This is a genomic window from Heterorhizobium halophytocola, from assembly GCF_017873095.1.
Lineage (GTDB): Bacteria > Pseudomonadota > Alphaproteobacteria > Rhizobiales > Rhizobiaceae > Allorhizobium > Allorhizobium halophytocola.
In genome coordinates this window covers 216,501-240,793 of record NZ_JAGGJU010000005.1, presented here as the reverse complement: position 1 = coordinate 240,793, position 24,293 = coordinate 216,501, and the positions used below count along the sequence as shown (strand labels likewise).

Annotated in this window: 20 protein-coding genes; 11 read left to right on the top strand and 9 right to left on the bottom strand. The window is 63.1% G+C overall.

Annotation, left to right across the window (positions count from 1 at the left end):
- Positions 1 to 188: 188 nt before the first annotated feature.
- The 3 genes from J2Z17_RS10905 to J2Z17_RS10895 form a co-directional block, all read right to left on the bottom strand.
- Positions 189 to 1,085 (bottom strand): RTX toxin, encoded by an 897-nt coding sequence (locus J2Z17_RS10905; RefSeq protein WP_209944805.1) that lies wholly within the window; start codon positions 1,083 to 1,085, stop codon positions 189 to 191.
- A gap of 228 nt (positions 1,086 to 1,313) precedes the next feature.
- The gene (locus tag J2Z17_RS10900; RefSeq protein WP_209944804.1) at positions 1,314 to 2,936 is read right to left on the bottom strand and encodes a peroxidase family protein; all 1,623 of its coding nucleotides are present in this window, start codon (positions 2,934 to 2,936) and stop codon (positions 1,314 to 1,316) included.
- A 272-nt stretch (positions 2,937 to 3,208) separates the two neighbouring features.
- Entirely contained in the window at positions 3,209 to 4,252 is a 1,044-nt protein-coding gene (locus J2Z17_RS10895) for an aldo/keto reductase (protein WP_209944802.1), read from the bottom strand.
- 206 nt (positions 4,253 to 4,458) lie between these two features.
- On the opposite strand from J2Z17_RS10895, the gene J2Z17_RS10890 reads away from it, so the two are divergent.
- The 9 genes from J2Z17_RS10890 (at position 4,459) to J2Z17_RS10850 (ending at position 14,275) form a co-directional block, all read left to right on the top strand.
- Entirely contained in the window at positions 4,459 to 4,974 is a 516-nt protein-coding gene (locus J2Z17_RS10890; RefSeq protein WP_209944800.1) for a DUF3592 domain-containing protein, read from the top strand.
- 124 nt (positions 4,975 to 5,098) lie between these two features.
- Positions 5,099 to 6,043 carry an ACP S-malonyltransferase gene (gene fabD, locus J2Z17_RS10885; RefSeq protein WP_209944798.1) on the top strand — a complete coding sequence of 315 codons (945 nt, stop codon included), beginning with the start codon at positions 5,099 to 5,101 and terminating at the stop codon, positions 6,041 to 6,043.
- A gap of 29 nt (positions 6,044 to 6,072) precedes the next feature.
- A complete protein-coding gene (fabG, locus tag J2Z17_RS10880; RefSeq protein WP_209944796.1) occupies positions 6,073 to 6,810 on the top strand; it encodes a 3-oxoacyl-[acyl-carrier-protein] reductase in 738 nt (245 codons plus the stop codon).
- Between the two features lie 289 nt (positions 6,811 to 7,099).
- Positions 7,100 to 7,336: an acyl carrier protein gene (locus tag J2Z17_RS10875; protein ID WP_141147342.1), complete on the top strand. Its 237-nt coding sequence runs from the start codon at positions 7,100 to 7,102 to the stop codon at positions 7,334 to 7,336.
- Between the two features lie 117 nt (positions 7,337 to 7,453).
- Positions 7,454 to 8,716 (top strand): beta-ketoacyl-ACP synthase II, encoded by a 1,263-nt coding sequence (fabF, locus tag J2Z17_RS10870; RefSeq protein ID WP_209944793.1) that lies wholly within the window; start codon positions 7,454 to 7,456, stop codon positions 8,714 to 8,716.
- A 115-nt stretch (positions 8,717 to 8,831) separates the two neighbouring features.
- Positions 8,832 to 10,031, top strand: a complete 1,200-nt coding sequence (mltG, locus tag J2Z17_RS10865; protein ID WP_209944791.1) for an endolytic transglycosylase MltG — start codon at positions 8,832 to 8,834, stop codon at positions 10,029 to 10,031.
- A gap of 382 nt (positions 10,032 to 10,413) precedes the next feature.
- Complete coding sequence (locus J2Z17_RS10860) at positions 10,414 to 11,304, top strand: YicC/YloC family endoribonuclease (RefSeq protein ID WP_209944789.1); 891 nt, start codon at positions 10,414 to 10,416, stop codon at positions 11,302 to 11,304.
- A gap of 10 nt (positions 11,305 to 11,314) precedes the next feature.
- A complete protein-coding gene (gmk, locus tag J2Z17_RS10855; RefSeq protein ID WP_209944787.1) occupies positions 11,315 to 11,947 on the top strand; it encodes a guanylate kinase in 633 nt (210 codons plus the stop codon).
- A 144-nt stretch (positions 11,948 to 12,091) separates the two neighbouring features.
- Complete coding sequence (locus tag J2Z17_RS10850; protein WP_209944785.1) at positions 12,092 to 14,275, top strand: methyl-accepting chemotaxis protein; 2,184 nt, start codon at positions 12,092 to 12,094, stop codon at positions 14,273 to 14,275.
- 148 nt (positions 14,276 to 14,423) lie between these two features.
- On the opposite strand, the gene rsmA is transcribed toward J2Z17_RS10850, so the two are convergent.
- The 6 genes from rsmA to lptF form a co-directional block, all read right to left on the bottom strand.
- Positions 14,424 to 15,254 (bottom strand): 16S rRNA (adenine(1518)-N(6)/adenine(1519)-N(6))-dimethyltransferase RsmA, encoded by an 831-nt coding sequence (gene rsmA, locus J2Z17_RS10845; RefSeq protein WP_209944783.1) that lies wholly within the window; start codon positions 15,252 to 15,254, stop codon positions 14,424 to 14,426.
- Positions 15,254 to 16,279 (bottom strand): 4-hydroxythreonine-4-phosphate dehydrogenase PdxA, encoded by a 1,026-nt coding sequence (gene pdxA / locus J2Z17_RS10840; protein WP_209944781.1) that lies wholly within the window; start codon positions 16,277 to 16,279, stop codon positions 15,254 to 15,256. The genes rsmA and pdxA overlap by 1 nt, the downstream gene beginning before the upstream one ends.
- 15 nt (positions 16,280 to 16,294) lie before the next feature.
- Positions 16,295 to 17,245 carry a SurA N-terminal domain-containing protein gene (locus J2Z17_RS10835; protein WP_209944779.1) on the bottom strand — a complete coding sequence of 317 codons (951 nt, stop codon included), beginning with the start codon at positions 17,243 to 17,245 and terminating at the stop codon, positions 16,295 to 16,297.
- A gap of 168 nt (positions 17,246 to 17,413) precedes the next feature.
- The gene (locus tag J2Z17_RS10830; protein ID WP_209944777.1) at positions 17,414 to 19,747 is read right to left on the bottom strand and encodes an LPS-assembly protein LptD; all 2,334 of its coding nucleotides are present in this window, start codon (positions 19,745 to 19,747) and stop codon (positions 17,414 to 17,416) included.
- Entirely contained in the window at positions 19,747 to 20,829 is a 1,083-nt protein-coding gene (gene lptG / locus J2Z17_RS10825; protein ID WP_209945117.1) for an LPS export ABC transporter permease LptG, read from the bottom strand. The genes J2Z17_RS10830 and lptG overlap by 1 nt, the downstream gene beginning before the upstream one ends.
- A complete protein-coding gene (gene lptF / locus J2Z17_RS10820; RefSeq protein WP_209944775.1) occupies positions 20,823 to 21,998 on the bottom strand; it encodes an LPS export ABC transporter permease LptF in 1,176 nt (391 codons plus the stop codon). Before lptF ends, lptG begins: the two co-directional genes overlap by 7 nt.
- Positions 21,999 to 22,320: 322 nt before the next feature.
- Between lptF and J2Z17_RS10815 the strand changes: the two genes are divergently transcribed.
- Together J2Z17_RS10815 and J2Z17_RS10810 are read left to right on the top strand one after the other, a co-directional pair.
- Positions 22,321 to 23,820, top strand: a complete 1,500-nt coding sequence (locus J2Z17_RS10815) for a leucyl aminopeptidase (protein ID WP_209944773.1) — start codon at positions 22,321 to 22,323, stop codon at positions 23,818 to 23,820.
- Positions 23,821 to 23,842: 22 nt separating this feature from the next.
- Positions 23,843 to 24,292, top strand: a complete 450-nt coding sequence (locus J2Z17_RS10810) for a DNA polymerase III subunit chi (RefSeq protein WP_209944771.1) — start codon at positions 23,843 to 23,845, stop codon at positions 24,290 to 24,292.
- The last annotated feature ends 1 nt before the right edge of the window (position 24,293 follow it).

Genomic DNA, 24,293 nt, shown 5'->3' with positions numbered 1-24,293 from the left:
AAGCGGCGCAAGAAAAGCCAGTGTGATCGAGACGGTCGAGAGCGGAGACACGGGAGGCCGGAACCCTTGTGGTTCCTGCGGTTCGGTTGCCCGAACCGGCCCTCCGTTCAGCCACCAGCCAGATGACCGGGTCTGATGCGATGTGCGGCTTATACGGATTTTCCGGCGAAAGGCAAGGGGTGCACGCCTTAAAGGGCCGTGTCGGCCCAGCCGACCTTCAGCACATAACCGCCCTCGTCGGCGACGAGACTGTAGGTCGCATCCTGCCCGCCGTCGAGGGTGACGGTGATCTTGTCGTTCGAGCCAGCGACGGAGGCCGTCAGCGTGTCGCCGCTGCGGGTGACTGTCAGCGCGTCTGGCGCGATGCCGGTAAAGCGGATTGCAAGCGGACCGTCGGTGTTGATCCGATCCTCGCCGTCTCCGGCGGCAAAGGCATATTCGGCATAGGCGTCGCTGCCCTTCTGGCGGATGGTGACGGTATCGTTGCCACGGCCGCCGGACGCGAAGATGCGCGTGCCCTCGAGGGTCATGGTGTCGTCGCCGTCGCCGCCGTCCGCACCGATAATGGTGTCGGCGGCGATCTTGATCGTGTCGTCTCCGGCCCCGCCTGCAATGTCGAGGGCCAGCTTGCCGATGATGCCGATCTCGTCGTCGTCCGCGCCGCCGTCGATGCCGCCGACAAAGGCCGCACTCAGCTGCAGCGTGTCCTTGCCGCCGCCACCGGCGATATTGGTGATCGAGGCCGATTTCGCCGTGATCCTGTCGTTGCCCGCGCCGGCATTGAGATCGTTGATGCCGCGCCCGGTCAGGGTCATCGTGTCGTCGCCATCCGTGCCGGCCGCGCCCGTGACATAGCCCATGGTTTCTGAGACGGCGGGTGCATCGCCGGCATCCGGGCCGAGGCTCAGGATTTCGACGATCCGCGCGAGGGCCCGATCGGCTGCGGCATTGCCGACATAACCGTTCAGCGCGGTGCCGCTGCTCTGCCCAAAGCCGGTCCCAGGCGCCTGCTGGCCGTTGCCGAACAGCTGATCGGCATAGGAAACGGCATTGGCATTCCGATAGAAGGCGTTGATGACGGTCATGACGGCACGGCCCCTGGCGCGGGCAGGGCGGCCCGCGAAAACGCGACTGCCGCCACGTTCGCATTCATATTTTAAGACCGGCTTAAATTCGCCGTCCGAATGCGATCTATCCTTGTGCCGATGCCGAAAAAAATCCCGCGGATCCGAGCTTTTCGGGAGCATCGGAGAGCCGCGGGTGAGGCAGGGAACGCAGGCGTTACTACACAGCAGAGAGGCATTGTTGTGATGTCAGCGGGAGGCCCCCGCCTTCAGGCCGCGCGCGGTCACCAGGTCCTGCGTCGGCTGCGGCGACGGCGGTTGGCCGAGTTCGGTCACCATATTGGCATCGACCGGAAGGCCGGCCAGTCGGATGATCGAGGCGAGCGTCCAGGGATTCGGCTGGCCCTTCGCATCGACGGTCAGCGGATCACCGCCGATATTGGTGCGCGTCTCGTTGATTGCCTGCAGCAATTCGTCGTCGTCCGGCTGCCAGCCCGGCTGCAGGTTGATGAACGACATCGGATCGCCCTTCAGCAGGCCGGCGAAGGTCGAGGCGACGATGATCGAGCCGACGCTGCCCAGATGCTGGCTGCCGCCGCCGCTCGGGTTTTCGGCACGGTCTGTCTCTGCTTCCTTCAGGAGGTAGTACCAGAGAGCATCCGGCTCGTCGTCGCCAAGCGCGATCGGCTTCACATTCAGCAGCTTGGCCACGTCGGTGCCGGCCGGCAGTTCGAGACGCACGCCGCGCACGATGTTGCGCGCGGCCAGGACGTTGAGGATCCGCGTCGGATTGCCGGGTTCGTCCGGGTCTTCCAGAAGATGCCGCAGCGCCTTGGACAGCTTGGTGTCGAAGCCTCGGGCGAATTGCGGGAATATGCCGGGCGCGGAGGACGTCATTTGCAGGAACCAGTCCCACTGTACCACCCGGTCGACATCGAGCGCACGGAAGCCCCGCAGATTGTCGTCCTCCACCGAGAAGGTCGGGGTATTGTTGCCGAAGCCGTGGATGATGTTGGTCTGGTATTCGGTCCGCACCAGCGAATGGCCGTAGCGATAGGCCGCGACCGAGAATTCGACCGGCATATAGGGGCTGGATTTCCAGTTGTAGACGTCCTTGTAGCCAAGTTCCCAGCTGTGACGTCCCCCCGGTGATTCCACGCGCTTCATCGCATGGCCGTGGATTTCGGGCGCACAGATGCGGCTGATATAGTCGTGCCAGACAATCCATTGGTAGAGCCATTTCAGTGACTTGCGAGCCCTCTCGAAGGCGTCGCTGCCGCTGTAGCCGCGCTCCAGCGCCGCATCGACCAGCGCATTGTGCGACAGGATCCAGGCCAGCTGCACCTGTGCGACCAGGGCATTCTCGTCATTGCGCGGATCGCCGATCAGCGCCGTCTGCTGTGCACCGCTGGCGCGCGACAGGCGCGGCAGGTCGAAGAAGCGGGTGTCGGGAATATGCTCCACCCTGAGCTTGCCGTTGAAGCCCTTGGTCTTGTCGTAGAGATAGGGCTGGGCGTCGGGACCGAGCCCGTAGACGCAGTCGAGATCGAGCCGCGGCGTGCGGAAATTCTGCAGCCGGTTCGGGTCCGCCTCCGCGTCGCTCAGCGGCGTCACGTCGAGCGTGATGTCGTGGTCGACGAACTGGCCGAAATAGACATAGCCGGAGGGTATGGCGGAATCCTTGTCCGCTTCGCCCTCGTCGGTCATCAGTCGCTCGGAAACGTCCAGCGCGAACGCTTCCAGAGCCGCTGCGGTGTCGCTGTCCAGTTTCGGCTTCCACGGCGGCAGGTCGGGAAACAGTCTTCCGAAACTGCCCTGGTAGAAGCGAGACCGGGGTGCGGTGATCTCGAAATTCTTGGCGCCGTGATGCATGGTCCTCTCCCTTCGTTGATCGTTGGGGAGAAGTATTCGACTGTGCTGTAATACAGTCAAAGGCAAGTGCCGGCCGCGGTCGCTCTTTACTTTATTTTGACGGATTTTTAACGGTCGACTGACGGGGTGCCGCCGGCGCAGGCCCATCTTGGGCCTGTTGCGCGCAAGCGCACGCTGTCATCAGACGGAATTGAAACCGGTTCTGCAAGCGAAAACGGGCGCCCTTCTGCAAGGTCGCCCGCGGCGCAGACCAGAGCGGCCGACGCGTGCAATTACATCGGCAGCGGGTATTGGCGGTGGATCGCGGCGATGCCGTCGAGCACGTCGCTCGACAGCGTGACGTCGGCGGCACCGATATCCGTCTTCAGCTGGTCCATCGTCGTGGCGCCGATGATGACCGAGGCCATGAACGGGCGCGTGCAGCAGAAGGCGAGCGCCATCTGTGCCGGATCGAGGCCGTGGGCGCGGGCAAGCGCGACATAGGCCCGGGTGGCCGGTTCCTGGCTGGGCACCATGCGGCCGCCGAGGTTTTCGTTGATCGATCCGCGCGAACCGGCGGGCCGGGCGCCGTCGAGATATTTGCCGGTCAGCAGACCGGCTGCCAGCGGCGAATAGGCGAGCAGCCCGACATCTTCATGATGGGACATTTCGGCCATGTCGAGATCGTAGTGCCGGTAGAGCAGATTGTATTCGTTCTGCACGGTGGAGACGCGCGGCAGGCCGCTTGCCTCGGCCAGCGACAGATATTTCTGCGTGCCCCAGGTGGTCTCGTTCGACAGGCCGACGGCGCGGATCTTGCCGGCCTTCACGCAATCGCCGAGCCCCTGCAGGATGTCCGCGATGTCGGCGGCGGCTTTTTCCCGGTCCTGCTTGCTGGCATCGAAGCCCCAATTGCCGCGAAAATGGAAGTGCGGGCGGTTCGGCCAGTGAATCTGGTAGAGGTCGATATAGTCGGTCTTCAGCCGTGCGAGGCTTTCGTCGACCGCCTGGCGCACGACGGCACCGGTCAACGGTTTTGCCTCGCGGATATAGGGGCGGCCCGGGCCGGACACCTTGGTTGCCAGCACGACCTCGGAGCGCTTGCCGCTGTTCGCGAACCAGTTGCCGATCAGCTTTTCGGTATCGGTAAAGGTTTCCGGCGAAACCGGTGTCGTCGGATAGAGTTCGGCCGTGTCGAAGAAGTTGACGCCTTCAGACAAGGCATAGTCCATCTGCGCAAAGGCGTCGGCTTGCGTGTTCTGGCTGCCCCAGGTCATGGTGCCGAGGCAGATCTCCGATACGGAAATATCCGTGCGGCCAAGGGTTTTGTACTTCATCGATGGACCTTCTCTTGAATTGTCGCAGGAAACTCGTTGCGATGGTAAATACCGTTTGTTGTCAGGGCATGTAGCCCCGCCAGGGCGGCGCCCGAAACGCGGTTTGGCGCCGAAGTTGACGTAGGGTACTTCCTTTTTCCGGGCTGGGTGCTCTAAAGAAACAGTAAGTCCTAGTATGTTAGTTCTGAGTTTGGAAGGGATGGCGCGTGAAGACATCCATGAAGATGCGGATGAGCCTTGCCGTTCTTGCCGGTGCCGGGGCCGGCGGCTACCTGTTTTTGCAGGAGCGCGAGGTCTCGCAGCACGCGCGCCGTCTGCTTTCCGACGGCAAGTCGGTGACGGCGGAAGTGATCAGCGCCAGCGTTCGTCAGCAAAGGACCTGGGACTTCTCCACCGCGCATCTTGCCGAGGTCGACTATCGCTTCATCGCCGACGGCGGCCGGGTGACCGGCGGGCGCGACCGGATCGCGCTTGCGGCGCTGGACGCCATGACGGACCCAGGCGATCCGAGCAGCCTGCGCGGTGATGCCGCCGTGGAGATCTATTACATGGTCGGCGATCCGCTCGACAGCGGCATCCGCTCCAACCTGACCAAGCAGCAGGAGCCGAACCTGCTTGTCCCGTCGATCGCCTTCCTGCTGGCCGGCCTCGGCATGTTCGGCCTGATCGGACGCGTGGTCAGCCGCTTCGGCCGTGACAGCGTCGAACTGGTAAAAGGCTGAGAAAAAGCCGGAAAACCGCCATGGAAGTGGGGGACCCAGGGGTCTCTTGCCCGGTTCATCCCTTGACTTCACGGGCCGGAACGTGAATGGGAAGGCAAAAAAGCCAAGGGAAGGACTATATCCCATGAGTGTTGCATTTACATTTCCGGGCCAGGGCAGCCAGTCGGTCGGCATGGGCAAGCTGCTTTCGGAGACCTATCCGGAAGCGCGCGCCGTGTTTCAGGAAGTCGACGATGCGCTCGGCGAGAAGCTCTCGGCTGTCATGTTCGACGGGCCCGAAGACAAGCTGACCCTCACGGCCAACGCCCAACCGGCGCTGATGGCCGTCTCGCTTGCCGTCGTCAGGGTGATGGAAGCGCGCGGGTTTTCGCTCAAGGACAAGGTCGCATTCGTTGCCGGCCACTCCCTCGGTGAATATTCGGCCCTCTGCGCCGCCGGTACCTTCTCGATTGCCGATACCGCGCGGCTGCTGCGCATTCGCGGCAATGCCATGCAGGCGGCCGTGCCGGTGGGCGAGGGGGCCATGGCGGCGATCATCGGCCTTGAGCATGGCGACGTGGAAGCCATCTGCGTCGAGGCCTCCGCGGTCGGTCCCTGCCAGATCGCCAACGACAATGGCGGCGGCCAGCTGGTCATCTCCGGCGCCAAGGCGGCCGTCGAGAAGGCGGCAGCGATGGCGTCCGAAAAGGGCGCCAAGCGCGCCATCATGCTGCCGGTATCCGCACCCTTCCACTCTGCCCTAATGGGCCCGGCCGCAATTGCCATGCGCGAAGCCCTCGGCAAGGTCGCCAAGAGCGATCCCGCGGTATCGGTAATCGCCAATGTCCGGGCAGCGCCCGTCTCCGACGCCGGCCTGATCGCCGACCTGCTGGTCGAACAGGTGACCGGCCAGGTGCGCTGGCGCGAAACGATCGAATGGTTCGGCGCGAATGGCGTCACCACGCTCTACGAGATCGGTTCCGGCAAGGTGCTGACCGGGCTTGCCCGCCGGATCGACAAGAACGTCACGGGGACTGCCGTGAATTCGCCAGAGGATATCGAAGCTGCGCTCGGCGCGCTTGTGGGCTGAGGCCCTCGACAGAACAGAGGATGAAACAGATGTTTGACCTGACCGGCCGCAAGGCTCTCGTCACCGGCGCAACCGGTGGTATCGGTGAAGAAATCGCCCGCCAGCTGCACGCCCAGGGCGCCATTGTCGGCCTGCATGGCACGCGGGTGGAAAAGCTGGAAGCGCTGGCCGCAGAACTTGGCGACCGGGTGAAGATCTTCCCGGCCAACCTGTCGGACCGTGACGAGGTCAAGGCGCTCGGCGAGAAGGCGGAAGCCGAGCTCGAAGGCGTCGACATCCTGGTCAACAATGCCGGCATCACCAAGGACGGCCTGTTCGTGCGGATGTCGGATGCGGACTGGGACAATGTGCTGGAGGTCAATCTGACCGCCGCCATGCGCCTGACCCGCGAGCTGACCCATCCGATGATGCGCCGCCGTTTCGGCCGGATCATCAACATCACCTCGATCGTTGCCGTCACCGGCAATCCGGGCCAGGCCAATTACTGCGCCTCCAAGGCCGGCATGATCGGCTTTTCCAAGTCGCTCGCCCAGGAAATCGCCGCCCGCAACGTGACGGTCAACTGCGTGGCACCGGGTTTCATCGAAAGCGCGATGACCGGCAAGCTCAACGACAAGCAGAAGGATGCCATCATGGGCGCCATCCCGATGAAGCGGATGGGCACCGGCAGCGAGATCGCATCCTCGGTCGTCTATCTGGCGTCGAACGAAGCCAGCTATGTCACCGGCCAGACCTTGCACGTCAACGGCGGCATGGCGATGATCTGAGGGAGGGCCCCGCGACCCTTAACCACCTTGGCTGAATTGGGTGTTGAGGGTATCCAAACGGTTTATTTTCTGGCTTTGCGCCGGGACTAAACCATGTTAAGCGGGCCATGACTGTGAGCAGTCGCCCCTTTTGAAACAGGCGACAGGCGTATTTTTGCACGTCTTTGTCGCGTTTCCCGAGGGGCCGAACGGGTTTGCCGCAATAGGGTAATTTCGCCTTATTCCGGTAGGAAACAGGCAGAGAGGCCATCACGGTTCTCTTGTTTTGATAAAGGTCGAGGAAACCGACATGAGCGATATCGCAGAACGCGTAAAGAAAATTGTTGTAGATCACCTTGGCGTTGATGCCGACAAGGTTGTCGAAGGCGCAAGCTTCATCGACGATCTGGGTGCGGATTCGCTCGACACCGTCGAACTGGTCATGGCCTTCGAAGAAGAATTCGGCGTCGAGATTCCCGACGATGCAGCAGACTCGATCCTGACTGTTGGCGATGCCATCAAGTTCATCGAGAAGGCTCAGGCCTGATCGTTCTGATCGACAGAGACAGGGGCGGGTGATCTCACCCGTTCCTTCTGGCCCGCTCTGGCGGGCCTTCCTGTTTTATGTGCAGCTCTTGAAGATAAGTCTGGGAAGTCGCGAGCGATGAGGCGAGTCGTAATCACGGGTACCGGCATGGTATCTCCCCTTGGATGCGGAACCGAAGTGACGTGGTCGCGTCTCTTGTCCGGTCAAAGCGGCGCGCAGCGCGTGACCGATTTCGAGGTCGAGGATCTCCCGGCAAAGATCGCCTGTCGCATTCCCTTTGGCGACGGTTCCGACGGCACCTTCAATGCCGACGACTGGATGGAGCCGAAGGAACAGCGCAAGGTCGATCCCTTCATCATCTACGGCATGGCCGCGGCCGACATGGCGCTCAACGACGCCAACTGGCATCCCCAGACCGAGGAAGACCAGATCGCCACCGGCGTGCTGATCGGATCGGGGATCGGCGGTATCGAGGGCATCGTCGAGGCAGGCTATACGCTGCGCGACAAGGGCCCGCGCCGCATTTCCCCGTTCTTCATTCCCGGCCGCCTGATCAACCTGATCTCCGGCCAGGTTTCGATCCGCCACAAGCTGCGCGGCCCCAATCATTCCGTCGTCACGGCCTGTTCGACCGGCGCCCATGCAATCGGTGACGCAAGCCGCCTGATCGCGCTCGGCGATGCCGACGTGATGGTCGCCGGCGGCGCCGAATCGCCGATCAGCCGCATTTCCCTGGCCGGCTTCGCCGCCTGCAAGGCGCTGTCTACCGACCGCAACGACGAGCCCGAAAAGGCATCGCGCCCCTATGACCGCGACCGTGATGGTTTCGTCATGGGCGAGGGTGCCGGCATCGTCGTTCTGGAAGAGCTGGAACATGCCAGGGCGCGTGGCGCTAACATCATCGCCGAGGTCGTCGGCTATGGCCTGTCCGGCGACGCCTTCCACATCACCGCACCGTCGGAAGACGGCGACGGCGCCTATCGCTGCATGACCATGGCGCTGAAGCGCGCCGGCCTGACGGCTGCCGATATCGACTATATCAACGCGCACGGCACTTCGACCATGGCCGACACGATCGAGCTTGGCGCGGTCGAACGTCTGGTCGGCGATAACGCAAGCCGCATCTCGATGTCGTCGACAAAGTCGGCCATCGGCCACCTGCTCGGTGCAGCCGGTGCCGTCGAGGCGATCTTCTCGGCGCTGGCCATTCGCGACAACGTCGTTCCGCCGACGCTCAATCTCGACAATCCCGATGTCGAGACCGCGATCGATCTGGTGCCGCACACCGCGCGCAAGCGCGAGGTCAATGTCGCCCTGTCGAACTCCTTCGGCTTCGGCGGCACCAATGCCTCGCTCGTCCTGAAGCGCTACGAGGGCTGAGGTCAAAGGGTGTCTTCGTCCCCGGCGTGTCGGACGGCCCCGCCGGGCCGGAACCCGTATTTTGCCGCAATGCTCCGCCAGACAGCGTTGCGAAAAGGAATGAAGAGGACGTTTGGTGACCGACAGCAGTCAGAACGAGTTTCCGGGAGATAATCGTCAGTCCAGGGCATCGGGCCAGGGGCCGGTCCTGCCCAAATCGCCGAAGGAGGCGCTGCGGCCGGAAAAGGTACCGCAGCCGCCGCGTCGGTCGCGTCGGGCCCACAGCCAGCTGGTCATCTTCCTCAACTTCCTGATGAGCCTTGCGGTCGGGGTCTGCGTCATCGCGGTCATCGGCTTCTATTATGTGATGCGCACCTATCAGGCAGACGGCCCGCTCGCCACCAATGCCCATTTCGTCGTTCGCAACGGCGCGGGCCTGGCCGAAATCGCCGGCAACCTCGAGCGCAGCGGCATCGTCAGCGATGCCCGTATCTTCCGCTATGTCACCGCCAGCTATCAGCAGGACGGCGAGACGCTGAAGGCCGGGGAATACGAGGTCAAGGCGCATGCCTCTATGAAGGAGGTGATGGATCTCCTGCAGTCGGGCAAGTCGATTCTCTATGCCTTCACCATGCCGGAAGGCCTCACCGTCAAGCAGACCTTCCTGAAGCTCACCGGCGATACGATGCTGGAAGGCCCGATGCCGAAGGATGTGCCAGCGGAAGGCACCCTGCGGCCGGATACCTACAAGTTCACCCGCGGCACCGCCCGCGCCGAGATCGTCGACCAGATGCTGGCCGCCCAGGCCAAGTTGATCGATGACGTCTGGGCCCGCCGCGACCCGGATCTGCCGATCAAGGACAAGAATGATTTCGTCACCCTCGCCTCGATCGTCGAAAAGGAAACCGGCAAGGACGACGAGCGTGCCCATGTCGCCTCGGTCTTCCTCAACCGGCTGAACAAGGGCATGCGGCTGCAATCGGACCCGACGGTCATCTACGGCCTGTTCGGCGGCGACGGAAAGCCTTCCGACCGTCCGATCTACCAGTCGGACCTGAAGAAAGAGACGCCCTACAACACCTATGTGATCAAGGGCCTGCCGCCCGGCCCGATCTGCAATCCGGGCAAGGCGGCGCTGGAGGCCGTTGCCCAGCCGTGGAAGTCCGACGATCTCTATTTCGTCGCCGATGGCACGGGTGGCCATGTGTTTGCTTCGTCGCTCAAGGAGCACAACGAAAACGTCCAGCGCTGGCGCCGCCTGGTCAAGGAGCGCAACAGCAATGACGACGTAGTCGACGGGCAGCCGGGCGGCGACGACGCGGCCACGTCCAACTAGGTCTGTCTCGACCGGTATCCTCATGCCGGGGTACGGGGCGGACGCGCAGAGGCGAACGCGGCGCAGGGTCATCGGTTTTGACGGATGAGGCGCTGCCTTTGTGGCACCCGCCGATTTTCCTTGCCTGAAATGCTCTATCGCGTTGCCTTCACGCGGTTCCGTCGCGGGCCTTTGTTGCAACCGCCGCGGAATTGCGCAGCGATGCCGGATTGAGCCATAAAGGGGTTCCTGTCGAAGCCGCCGCGCTCCTGGATGGCAACAGTCTGCAATTTCACTGGATTACTGCGGTCTGGGGGTGTTCGGATCGTGACAATGGCGTCCGTGAATGCTGAAACGGAATGACGATGTCGAAGCCGCACCAACCGATCCGAAGGAGAGGCCCATGACCGTTCTGTCGATGACCGGCTTTGCCCGCAGCGAGGGCGCTCTCGGGCGCTACCGCTGGGCCTGGGAACTGCGGTCGGTCAATGGCAAGGGGCTGGACATGCGGCTGCGCCTGCCGAACGGTCTCGAAACCATGGAGAACGAGGTCCGGCGCCTGTTGCAGGCGGGACTGACCCGTGGAAACATCCAGATCAGCCTGAACCTTTCGCAGACCGAACCGCGGGTCGAAGCCGTGCTCAACCGCGATGCACTGGACGCAGTCCTGTCGCTGAAGGGCACGCTCGGTCCCGATGTGCTCGATCCCGCGCCGCTGACGCTCGACGCGCTGCTGGCGATGCGCGGTGTGGTCGAGTTCAAGGAAGCCGAGGAGACCGCAGAAACGCTGCAGGCACGCGATGCGGCGATCCTGTCGAGCCTGAAAGAGGCCGTCGATGCGCTCTGCGCCATGCGCGAGCACGAGGGATCCGCCCTGAAGGACGTGCTGCTCGGCCAGGTCGCGCAGATCGGCGACCTGACGGCGACCATCGAGGCAGACCCGTCCCGCAGCCCCGAAGAGATCGCAAAGCGGCTGAAAGCCCAGGTCGGCGCGCTGATGGAAGGCGGCTACAATCTCGACCGCGAGCGCTTGCATATGGAGGCGGCGCTGATCGCCACCAAGGCGGACCTGCGCGAAGAGATCGACCGGCTGAAGGCCCATGTCAGCGCGGCGCGCGAACTCTTGGCCAAGGGCGGCCCGATCGGCCGCAAGCTCGACTTCCTGGCGCAGGAATTCAATCGGGAGACCAACACCGTCTGTTCCAAATCGACCTCCGTTGCGGTGACCAATGCGGGGATCGAACTGAAGGTGGTGATCGACCAGTTTCGTGAACAGTTGCAGAATTTGGAATAGGGGGACAGGCATGACGTCAGGCGGGATCCAGAGGCGGGGGTTGATGCTGGTGCTCTCCTCGCCGTCCGGTGCGGGCAAGTCGACGATCGCGCGCACGCTGCTGGAAAGCGACCGCGAGATCGGCATTTCGGTGAGCGTCACGACGCGACCGCGCCGGCAGAGCGAGATCGAGGGCGTGCACTACCACTTCGTCTCCAAGCGCGAATTCGAGCGGCTGCGCGATTCCGATTCGCTGCTCGAATGGGCCGAGGTGCACGGCAATTTCTACGGCACGCCGCGCGAGCCGGTGGAAAAGGCGATCGGCGAGGGCCGCGACATGCTGTTCGACATCGACTGGCAGGGCGCCCAGCAATTGCAGGAGAAGATGGGGGCGGACATCGTTTCGATCTTCATCCTGCCGCCGACGATGGCGGAACTGCAGTCTCGTCTGCATCGCCGGGCCGAGGACACGGAGGAGGTGATCCAGACGCGGCTTGCCAATTCGCGCGCGGAGATCTCGCACTGGCACGAATACGACTACATCATCGTCAACGAGGACCTGAACACGGCGTTCGATTCGGTTCAGTCGATCGTCAAGGCGGAACGCTTGCGGCGCGAGCGGCGGCACGGCCTGTTCGACTTCGTCAGTGTGCTGGTTGAATAGTGTTCAGAATAATTTGCTAATGCAATCAGTGGACGATTATCGGCCTTTTATTTCAATTTTACCGAATATTAAATCAAACTAATACATAACCTTTGGCGACCGAGACCATCGGTTCTGTTGAGACATAATTGCTCGGAGCCCGTTATGAGATTGATTGACATATCCGTAAAGTGGCGCCTGGCCGCAGCCCTGTCCGTGCCGCTGATCGTCCTTACGGCTCTCACCTATATCGAGATTGCAGACACGTGGAACGCCTATAGACGGGCGACGGCTCTGGTGGCGGCGGCGGAAGATGCTGGCACGATCGGCGATCTGGTGCATCTCCTGCAGGCCGAGCGTGGCCTGACGGCGGGCTTCATCGGCTCCAAGGGCGAGAAATTCAGCAAGGAGCTGAGTGTCGCGCGCAGGAAGACCGACAACAATCTGGGCGACATGACAGAGGTGTTCGCGGCGATCCGGGCGACCGGCCAGCAGGATCTCGTCGATCACGCCGGCGAGACCGAAGCGCAGCTGGCCGAGCTGCAGAGCGAGCGCGCGGCGATCGACGCGGGCACAGAGGCCGGTGCTTCCGCCTTCGCATACTACACGTCGACGGTCGGCCGGCTGATGGATATCTCACGCGAATTCTCGCTCGACATGGCATCCCAGGGCGTGACCGGGCAGGTGCTGGGCTTCGACCTGATGATGCATGTGAAGGAACTGGCCGGCCGCGAACGCGGCATGGGCAATGGCTTCCTGTCGGCCGGTGCCTTCGATCCGGAACGCTATATGGGATTCGTCGGACTGTTCGGCGCGCAGCAGGCGCTGCTGGATCGCTTTGTCCAGATGATGCCGCCCGAGAGCAAGGCAATCTACGAACAGGATATCGACAGCCGGGCGGCGCGCGCCGTGGCGGACATGCGCGCAGATCTGCTGGCGCTCGGCGCCAAGGCCGACCTGACGCTGCATAGCGCACCGGAATGGTTCAAGCTTACGACCCAGCGGATTGAGGAATACAAGGCGATAGAGGACGAGGCCCTGGAAGAGCTGCGCGGCAGCGCCGAGCGGGTTGCCACCAGCGAATTGCGCCACGCTCTTCTGGTCATTGCTCTGGCCGGAGCCGGTTTCGTGCTGTCTTTGGTGCTCGGCTGTTCGATGGTCTACACCGTCGTGCGTCCGCTCGGCTTGTTGAGCGGCGTGCTGGACAAGCTGGCCAAGGGCGAAATCGACGTGCATGTCATTCACTCCGAGGGCCACGACGAGATCGGCCGGATGGGGCAGTCGATCCAGTCCTTCATCAGATCGACGCGCGCACGCGTCGAGCGGGAGCGGGCGCAGGAACAAAAGGCTGTGGAAGAGCGCCGCGCGGCACGCGAACTGTCCGAGAAGGAGCGCGCCAGGCGGGCCGAGGAAATCGGCTTTGCCGTCGACAATCTGGCCGGCGGTCTCGATGCGCTGGCCAATGGCGATGTTACCCACCGGATTACCGAAAGCTTCGCAGCCGAGCTCGATCCGCTGCGGGTCAACTTCAACGCGTCGATGGAGCGCTTGAACGGCGTTGTCACCGTGATCGGCTCAAGCTCGTTGAATATCCAGAGCGGTTCCGGCGAGGTCAAGCGTGCGACGGATCACCTGGCGCAGCGAACCGAACGGCAGGCGGCGGCACTTGAAGAGGCCTCGGCATCGCTGGCGCAGATCAACACCTCGCTGACGGAAGCCGCACGGCGCGCCGAATCGGTCGGCGAATTGGTGTCGAAGGCGCAGGTCGACACCAGCCGGTCCGAAGTGGTGGTGACGGAAACCGTCGACGCCATGGGCAGGATCGAACAGTCGTCCGGCCAGATCGGCCAGATTATCGGCGTCATCGACGAGATCGCCTTCCAGACCAATCTCCTGGCGCTCAATGCCGGTGTCGAGGCGGCCAGGGCGGGGGATGCGGGCAAGGGCTTTGCGGTCGTTGCCCAAGAGGTCCGGGAACTCGCCCAGCGGTCGGCCAATGCCGCGCACGAGATCAAGGACCTGATCCAGCGCTCCGCTTCGGAAGTGGGCGCAGGCGTGACGCTGGTCGGCGAGACCGGGAGCGTGCTGCGCAGTATCGAGGGTCACGTCGCTTCGATCAACGAAGAGGTCAAGGCGATCGTCGAGACCGCACGGGAGCAGTCGGTGGCTCTCAATGAGATCAGCGCCGCGATCAACCAGATGGACCAGGTAACGCAGCAGAATGCCGCGATGGTCGAAGAGACGAGTGCGGCAAGCCATGCGCTTGCCGGCGAAGCCGACCGGCTCAAGAGCCAGGTCGACATGTTCAAGCTTGCCACCGCCGGCACGGCCCGCTCCCGGGCGGCGTGACGGCGGGGAAGCCGAGGGGCTGCCCCCCTCGGCTTCTTTTTTCTCTGTGCGGCGCAGGACGTCCCATTCCCATGGCAGGGCAATTGCCGCGCGGTCTTTGCGCTGGCGCAACCCGCGAGCCCAAGAGCAATTTCGTGTAAATCGAGGTCTAGATTTCCGCCGCCAGCCGGCAGAATTCCTCGACCGACAGTGTCTCCGCCCGCCGTGCGGGATCGATCCCGGCCCGGTTCAGAAGCGCCTCGCCCCCCAGCGATTTGACGCTCTGGCGCAGCATCTTGCGACGCTGGCCGAAGGCGGCCTGGGTGACCTTTTCGAGCTTTTGCGGGTCACAGGCGATCGGGGCTGCACGCGGTACCAGATGGACGACCGAGGAGGTGACCTTGGGCGGCGGCGTGAAGGCCTCGGGCGGCACGTCGAAGGCGCGTTGGGCCTCGGTGCGCCAGCCGCAGAGCACGCCCAGCCGGCCATAGTGATTGTCGCCTTCCACCGCGGTGATCCGCTGACCGACTTCCTTCTGGAACATCAGCGTCAGCGACTGCCAGAAGGGCGGCCAGCGGTTCGGCAGCAGCCAGTTGACCAGCAATTGGGTGCCGACATTATAGGGCAGGTTGGCGATGATTTTCACCGGGCCGTCATCCGGCACCAGGCTCTCGAAATCGGTCTTCAGCGCATCGCCCTCGATCACCTCGAGCCGACCGGGATAATGATCGGCGATCTCGGCCAGCGCCGGCAGGCAACGCGGATCGCGTTCCACGGCAATCACCTTCCTTGCGCCGAGCGCCAGGATCGCGCGGGTCAGCCCGCCAGGACCCGGGCCGACCTCGAAGACGGTAGCGCCTTCGAGATTGCCGGCGGTGCGCGCCACCTTCTGGGTCAGGTTGAGGTCCAGCAGGAAGTTCTGCCCGAGCGCCTTGCGGGCATCCAGCCCGTGCCGCGTGATGACATCGCGCAGCGTCGGCAGTCCGTCGAGAGCGGCCATCAGTGGGTTTCCTGGTGCATGCGGCTGATCTCGTCGGCCATGCGCAGGGCTGCGACCAGGCTGTCGGGCTTGGCGACGCCGGTGCCGGCGATGCCGAATGCGGTGCCGTGGTCCGGCGAAGTCCGCACGAAGGGCAGGCCGAGCGTGACGTTGACGCTGTCGTCGAAGCCGAGTGCCTTGGCCGGGATCAGGGCCTGGTCGTGATACATGCAGACCGCCACGTCATAGCGGCGGCGGGCATCGTCATGAAACATGGTGTCGGCCGGCAGCGGGCCGAAGGCGTCGATGCCGCGCTCGCGCAGCGCCATGACGGCCGGGTGGATAATCTCGTCGTCTTCACGGCCGAGCGCCCCGCCTTCGCCCGCATGCGGGTTGAGTCCGGCGACGGCAAGGCGGGGGGAAGCGATCGAAAACCGGTTCTTCAGGTCCGCATGAATGATCTCGCAGGTCTCGACGATCAACGCGCGGGTCAGCGCCTGCGGCACGGCGCTCAGGGGAATGTGGATGGTGACGGGCACCGCCCGCAGCGTGGGGCCAGCCAGCATCATCACGGGCCGGCATTTGGTGCCGGTGTGGCGCTGCGCGAGGTCCGCCAGAAATTCGGTGTGCCCCGGAAAGCCGAAACCGGCCTGATAGAGGACGGACTTGGCAATCGGATTGGTGACGACGGCGCGTACCTCACCACGCAGGCAAAGGGAAACCGCCGTCTCGATTGCGCCGATGGTCGCCTGCGCGGTCTCGGCATGCGGTTCGCCGGAAACGACATCGATGCCGCAGGGTATCGGCAGCACCGGAAGAGACGAGCCGAACTGATCGGCCGCCGTCTGTGGCGTGCTTTCGCGGATCGCAACGTCGATCTCGAGTTGACGGGCCCGCAGAGCCAGCACGGCCGGATCGCCGATATAGAGAAACGGCGCAAGGCCGAGCGCCCGACGCGCCGCCCAGGTCATCAGCGCGATATCCGGGCCGATGCCGGCCGGATCGCCCTGGGTCAGGGCCAGCGGCGGCGCTGCGTCAGCGCTCATGTCGGCACACTGTCGTCATCGATAGATGATCTGGGCCTTGGAGCGCAGGTCATCCAGATACTTCTTGTCGTTCGGGTCTTCGTCTTCCTTCTTTTTGTCCTTACCGATGTCTTCGGCGCGGAAGACCATTTCGGCGGCCAGGTCGTCGGAGACGGTGCGGCTCTTGCAGATCGCCAGATATTCGACGCCCTTGTCGGTGACGCGGGTGCCGGTGGTGCCGTTGCTGGCCTTCTCGATCAGCGGCTTCCATTCGGCCGGCAACTGCGGCTCGAGGATGCGGCCGAGATCGCGGATCGACACATCATGGTAATTGCGGGCGAACTGCATGGCCTCCTCGCAGCCCGGGAAGGACTTGCGCGACGCTTCAGCCTCGGCCTTGCGCTTGCCGGTGATCGACTTGCGCTTCGATTCGGGGATCACGAAGATGATCTGCTTCAAAAAGTATTCGGTCGTCGAAGGCTTTTCCTTGCTCTCGGCCATGCGGCTGATGATGTCCTGCTTGGACATCTGGCCGCTGGAGCCATAGCGGGCGCTCAACAGTCTTGGCCAGCTCATCTGCACGGCGATGAAGGACTTGAAGTGGGATACGCCGACGCCCGACTTGTCGAGGATCATCGCCATCCGCTTGGTGTCCATCTTGTTGGACGCGGCAAAGCGGGCGAAGGCCGCATCGACATCGCTGGTGCTGACCGAGGCACCGACCCGCGCGATCTCCTGCCGTTTCAGCGCTTCTTCCACGAGTTGGTCGAGGGCCGTCTTGTTCAGATTGCCGCTGCGATGCTGCAGGCGCAGGAAGGCGACCCGGCTTGCCACGTCACCGGAGGTGATGGCCTGGCCGTTGACGACGGCCTTGACTTCGCTTGCGGCCTGCACCGTGACAGGCGGCAGCAAAGTGACGGAAACGGCGGAGACTGCGAGAAGGCCGCTGATGATTGCCGAGCGAACCCCGTTTCTCCCGAACTTCATTTTCTACCTCTTCCTCGTATAGCCGACATCAGGATGTGCTGGGGAAACCAGTATATTTAAGCGGAGCGATTGCACAATCCTTGCGGCAAAACAATGACCCGGTGGCAAAAGCATGGCCGCAAAACAGCGCCGCATGCTGCCGCTTTGTCGCCCGAGAAAGGCCGTGCCTTAATTGTAGCCCTTGACGTTCGCGTCGCCGACCTTGACGTCGCCCAGCGTACGGAAGGTGAGGCGGGCGCCGATCGACCAGTCGCTTGCCGATTCATTGTCGTCGTCGCGTTCGCTGTTGTAGACCAGCGACAGGATCGCGCACTCGTCGGCATAGGAGATACCGACGCCATGCCGGCTGATTTCCGCCGAGTCGATATCCCAGGTCATGGCGCCGAACACCGACCAGGACTCGTCGAGCTTGTAGGAGCCGGAGGCCTGCAGCTCGTCATTGTCCGAGGCGAAGCCGTATTCGGGCTGCGCAGTGATCCGGGTATAGGTCAGGTTCGCCTGCAGATCCTCATTGGTGAAGGTCAGCGTCGAATCGGTGCGGCGCAGGTCCAGCGTGTCCTTGTCGAGCCTGAAATTATTGCTGACCGACACGCCGTTCGGCAGGTCGATGGCCGCCATGCCGACGAAATCGGACACGTCATCCTCGAGCCCGGAGGCGGATCCGACCTTGACGAGATCGTCGGTCGCATAGGAGTTCAGCCCGGCCAGCTGATAGGACTGGCCGAAAATGCCGCGAACGCCGATGCCGTTGTCGAACGAACCGGTATAGCGGAAGCCGACATTGGCGCGCGTACCACCTTCCACGCGGTCATAGCCGGAGAAGCGGTTGCTGTCGAAAAGGTTGGTCGCGTTGAACACGAGGCTCTGGGCGTCCTCGTTCGGCAGTTGACCGGCATGCTGTTCGTCGTTGCGGGCATAGACCTGGACGATCGGCTCGAGAACATGGCTCGAATTGGCGGTTGTCATCAGGATCGGATAGCGCGCCTCAAGGCCCGCCGTCAGCAGGCCGCGGGTCGCTGCATCGCCGTCGTAATAGTCGCCCGTATAGCCGGACGGCGTATCCATGTTGAGCGAGAAGGCATCGCCGCGCGCCGCCAGCATCGGCGTGAGCTCCAGGCCACCCGGGGTGATGAAGCTACGCTTCCACTCGACTTCCGCCGTCGCGCGGGTCGTGTTGCCCTTCAGGCCGCGATAACGGTCTACGCCATTCACGGTATAGATGTCGCTGTCGAAGCGCGAAACCGATGCGAGATTGAAATTGGCCGTAAGCTCTCCGCCGGCCACCGGCTCCGGGGCGTAATATTGGTAGTCGAGCGATGGCAGCACGACGCCCTGCTGCTTTTCCAGCTCGCTGTTCGTGTCCGCATTCTGGACGTCGAAATAATAGCCGCGCAGGTCGAAATAGTTCCGGTCGCCAAGCCCCGTCAGGTAGAGCTGGTTGACGTGGGTACGCTGGTTGTAGTCGTCGAGTTCGTAGGTGCGGGCAAAGTTGTTGTCGCTCTGCGCCATCACGTCCCAGCCGAAGGACCAGCGCGGATTGATGTCGAACTTGCCGCTCGACGCGATCATGCCGCGCGTATCCTTGGAACTGTCGCTGGTATGGGCGTCGAACAGATCCGAATTCATCTGCTGGATGCCGGCGGCGCGGACGGTGACCTCGCCATTGTCGAAACGCCTGCGGAATTCACCGTCGAGCAGGACGCCCTGCGAGGTGAAGCCGGTGGCCTTGATCGTCGCGTCCATGTGGTTGTTGAGGACGTAGTAGTAGGGAATGGTCAGGCCGAAGCCGAGATTGTCCGATGTGCGCATGGTCGGGAACAGGAACCCGGACTTGCGCTTTACCGTGTAGTCGGGAACCTCGATGGCCGGCACCGTGGCAATCGAATGCCCGAACAGTTCGAACTTGGCATGCTCCAGGCGCACGGTGTGCGTGGTGCCGTTCTCGATGACGCGCTCGGCCTTTATCTGCCACAGCGGCGGTCTTTCCGGGTGTTCCCGGCAGGGTTCGCAGGCGGTGTAGACACCCTTGTAGAGAATGAAATCGGTACCGTTGACCCGCTCTCCGCGCTCGGCGGCCATGCGCGTATTGTCGGTCGTCTCGATGCGGATGGCATTGATGAAGCCGTTGGCGAAATCGTCGGTGACGTCGAGCTTGTCGGCATAGAGACGGTTGCCGGAGGGCTCCACCATCTCGATATTGCCGAGGGCGGTCATGCGACCGGTTTTCTGGTCGTAGATCACCTGGCGGGCGACCATCCGATAGCCGCCATAGTTGATCTGCACGGCGCCGCGGGCCGTGATGCGCTGGTTGTCGCGGTCATACAGCAATTCGTTGGCTGCCAGCAACAGCTTGGCATCCTCCGGCACAGACGGCTGGAGCGCCGCTGCGGGGGCGTCCTGCGCGCGGACTTCAGGCGGAGCAAATGCGATCAGGCACACTGCCGTGCTGGTCAACAGACCCGCAAGGAACCGCTTGAATATGGAACGGTCACCTGCCGCCACTAACCGTCCTCCTGATGAAGTAGCACCGTCGCCCCCAGAGCCATTGCCACGACAACGGGGATCCAGGCAGCGACGAAAGGAGGAATGACCCCGCTGCTGCCGAATGCCTTGACGAGCACCGTCACCACATAAAGCACGAAGCCTGCAACGATTCCACCCAGAATCACGGAACGCGACTGGTTGAACCGGCTGAACTTCAAGGAAACGGTGGCGGCAATCAGGGTCATGGCTACTAGGAGTAAGGGCAGTGACAGGAGTGAATGGAACTGAGTCTCCAACGCCTTTGTAGAGACCCCGAAAGATTTTGCTACAGCAATTTTTTGAGAAAGATCATAAAATGCAACGGTTTCTGGGGAAGCGAGGCTTTGTTGCACAAAATCCTTCTTTAAGTTCGTGCTGACTTTCGCGGTGTCGAGCCGCTTGGAAATATCGCCCGGCCGGGTTTCGGTAACGCCGTTAAGCAGCCAATAACCATCTTTCAACTTAGCCGACTGGGCATCCTGTCTCAGAATGATCCGGCCGTCGCGGTCGAAGTGTATCAGAACGGCATCGACGATCATCGTGCCCTCGTCCAGCACCACGCGTCCGCCGATGATCACATCGTCCTTGCCGCTGATCTGGCGAAGCCACGGTATGGCTTTCGAGGTGTCGTTGCCGCCGCCGCGCCAGAGCGATTCGACCTGCAGCGACTGACGCTGGCCCCAGGCGGCAAGCGGGTTCAGCACGAATGTGGTGCACAGCCCGACGGTAAGCGCGCCGACGACGAAGGGCAGCATGAATTGCCACACCGAAATGCCGGCCGCGCGTGCTACCACCAGTTCCGACTTGCGGTTGAGGGTGATCAGCACGGTCATGCCGACGAACAGCGTGATGAACGGAACCGTCTGCTGCAGAATAAGCGGTATCCGCAGCGCCGTCAGGTAGAGTGCACCGGCGACGCTGAAGCCGTCGAGATCCGAAAACCGGCCGCTGCTTTCGCTGAAGTCGATCAGGTAGCTGATCGCCGTGACGCCCAGCAGGAACCAGAGCATGACGACGATATAGCGCTTGAGGAAATAGCGACCGAGCGTGGTGATCATGATGCACCTCCACCGCTTCCGCCGACCCGGGACATACCCTGGCGAAGGCTTTGTGCCATCCGCCCGAACAGCCGCTCCAGCGCGCCCGGCAGCCTGAGCCCGCGGCCCCGCGCCAGGATGGAGCCGGAAATGACGATCGTCCCCAGCGGTACGGCATAGACGAACGGAATGAAGGTGGCGCTGCTCTCCACCAGATTGACCGTGTAGTTCGACAGCCAGAAGAGTCCGATCGCCAGGGTCAGCGCCGAGACCATCGGGTGCAGCCGGGCCTCCCGGTGCGAACGCGCGTCGCCGGCGACCACCAGCGAGATCAGCGCAAAGGCCAGCGGATAGAGCCAGCCCGACAGGCGCTTGTGCAACTCGGCACGGTATTCCTGCGGCCGCTTGACGTAGTCCTTGTCGTTTGGATCGGGCGAAAGCAGGAAGGAGAGATCGCGGTCGCCGGCATGCAGCCGGGCTTCGCCGCGCGATTGCGACAGTTCCGACAGGTCGAAGGAATAGCTGTCGAAGCGGACGATTGAGACATTGCCGTCCGGCGTTTTGCGCTCGACCTCGCCGTCGCGCATGATCAGCGCCTTGCCGGTCTCGTCGACGGCGCCTTCGCGGGCATAATAGATCATGTCATAGGCCGGGTCGCGCGAATCCGCGACGAACAGGCCTTTCAGGATGCGGCCCGAAAGCCGCTGGGAAATCTGCACATAGAGGCCATCGTCCAGGCGGCGGAAGGTCTTTTCCTCGATCACCGTGGACAGAAGGTCGGCATAGGCCGCGGCGATCATTTCGCGGACAGACACGCGAAGCCTCGGCTCGACGAAGCTGGTCATGACGAAGGAGAAGATGCAGAGCAGCACCGCAAAGCTGATCAGCGGACGATAGACGATGCCGCGCGAAGCGCCGGCGGCATCGATCACCGCCAGCTCCGAATCATTGTTCATCATCGTCAGCGTCTGGGTGATGCCGATCACCAGGGCAAACGGCATGACGGTCGGCAGCAGCGTCGGCAGGATCAGGCTTGCAAGCTTCATGAACGAGCCGATCGACTGCCCGCTATCCGTCACCAGATTGATGCGATTGAGCACCTGGGTCGTCCAGATGATCGCCAGCACGGGCAGCAGCGCTGTCAGGAACATGGTCCAGACGCGTCTAAGGATATAGGCCTCGAGTAGCTTCATTCGGTAACCTGATGGGCCGGCATGTGCCAGCATTCTCGTCGGCTTCTATCTAAGACGCATGCATCGATTTGGCGACACTCAAACTGGGGTATTTCGGCAACAACATGGCGTCTTGTGCGTTTCATCAAACTCGGGAACGCTTGCCCCAGCCTTGGGAGACGAGGGTGGACAGTGCTTCCCGGCCATCGACCGCGATCCTCCGCTCGCCTCCCTGGCGGCGGCACAAGTGCCGGAAAATGCCATGCGGCTCTTGCCATGACGGGCGAAACGGGGAAGATCGCGACAAAACCGTCACTTTGAAATTTTTGGATTGGAAATTCTGATGCCCACCAAGCTCGACATAACCTTCGCCACCTCCGCAAAGTTCAAGGGCGCTCTGGTCGTGGCGCTGTCGGCGGGCGACGGGCAGGGGCCGGCTGGACTTGCCGAGGCCGATCCGCAGGGCGTCTATGCCCGCGCCGCCGAGATCGGCAAGTTCAAGGGCAAGGCGACGGCCACGCTGGACCTGATCGCGCCGCACGGCTCGACTGCCGACCGGCTTCTGGTGCTGGGTCTTGGCACTGCCGACAAGCTGAAGCCGCTGGACTGGCTGAAGGCTGGCGGCAAGGCGGCAGCCGCGCTGAAGTCCGCCAGGAAGGTCGTCGTCTTCCTCGATGCCCCCGGTGTCCATGTCGATGGCGGGGCAGCCGCCGACTTCGCGCTTGGCATGCTGATGCGGGTTTACCGGTTCGACACCTACAAGACCACGAAGAAGGCAGAGGCCGACGAGGGCGATGAGAACGTCAAGTCGGTGGACGTGACGATCGTGACTTCGGTTGCCGACGCGGCAAAGTCGACGTTCAAGACCGCAGACGCAGTGGCGGCCGGCGTCAATCTCGCCCGTGACCTGGTCAACGAACCTGCCAACGTGCTGGGGACGGAAGAATTTGCGGCCCGCGCGAAGGAGCTCGAAAGCCTCGGCGTCGAGATCGAGATCCTCGGCGAAAAGGACATGAAGAAGCTCGGCATGGGCGCGCTGCTGGGTGTTGCCCAGGGGTCGGTGCGGCCGCCGCGCTTGGTCGTGATGCAGTGGAATGGCGGCAAGGCGAAGGACAAGCCGGTCGCCTTCGTCGGCAAGGGCGTGGTCTTCGACACCGGCGGCATTTCGATCAAGCCTGCCGGCGGCATGGAGGACATGAAGGGCGACATGGGCGGCGCGGCCGCCGTCACCGGGCTGATGCACACGCTTGCGGCGCGCAAGGCCAAGGTCAACGTGGTCGGCATCATCGGCCTGGTCGAGAACATGCCGGACGGCAATGCCCAGCGCCCGGGCGACATCGTCACCTCGATGTCGGGCCAGACGATCGAAGTCATCAATACCGATGCCGAAGGCCGTCTGGTGCTCGGCGATGCCCTGTATTACTGCCGCCAGCGCTTCGAACCGAGCTATATGGTCAACCTCGCGACCCTGACCGGAGCCGTGCTGGTGGCGCTCGGCAGCCATCATGCCGGCCTGTTTTCCAATGACGACGGTCTGAGCGACATGCTGCTTTCGGCCGGTCTCTCGACAGGCGAGCGTCTATGGCGCCTGCCGCTCGGCGACGAATACGACAAGATGATCGATTCCAAGTTTGCCGACATGAAGAATACCGGCGGTCGTCATGCGGGCTCGATCACGGCCGCCCAGTTCCTCAAGCGCTTTGTCGGCGACACCCCCTGGGCGCATCTCGACATTGCCGGCACCGCCATGGGGTCGGTTCAGGACGAGACCAACCAGTCCTGGGCGTCCGGTTTCGGCGTGCGGCTGCTCGACGAATTCGTGCGCGCGAGTTTCGAGCGCTGACGAGCGGCGAGGAGCGCAGCCTTTGGCCGAGATCCTGTTCTACCATCTGACGGAATCGAAACTCGAGGAGGCGCTGCCGGCGCTTCTCGAAAAGAGCGTCGAGCGCGGATGGCGGGTCGCGGTACAGGTCGGCAATGCGGAACGTCGCGATCTGCTTGACACGCATCTGTGGACCTATCGCGACGACAGCTTTCTGCCGCATGGCACGGACGAGGCGTCGGCTCCGGCCGAGCAGCCGGTGCTGCTGACGATCGACCAGGGCAATGTGAATGGCGCGACCGTGCGCTTCATCGTCGACGGTGCGGAGCCGGCAGACGGCCTGGACTATGAGCGCGTGGTCTTCGTGTTCGACGGCCACGACCAGCAGCAGCTGGAAAGCGCCCGGGCGAACTGGAAGCGGCTGAAGGGTGCCGCGCACGCCCTGACCTACTGGCAGCAGACGCCGGAGGGGCGCTGGGAGCGCAAGGCCTGAC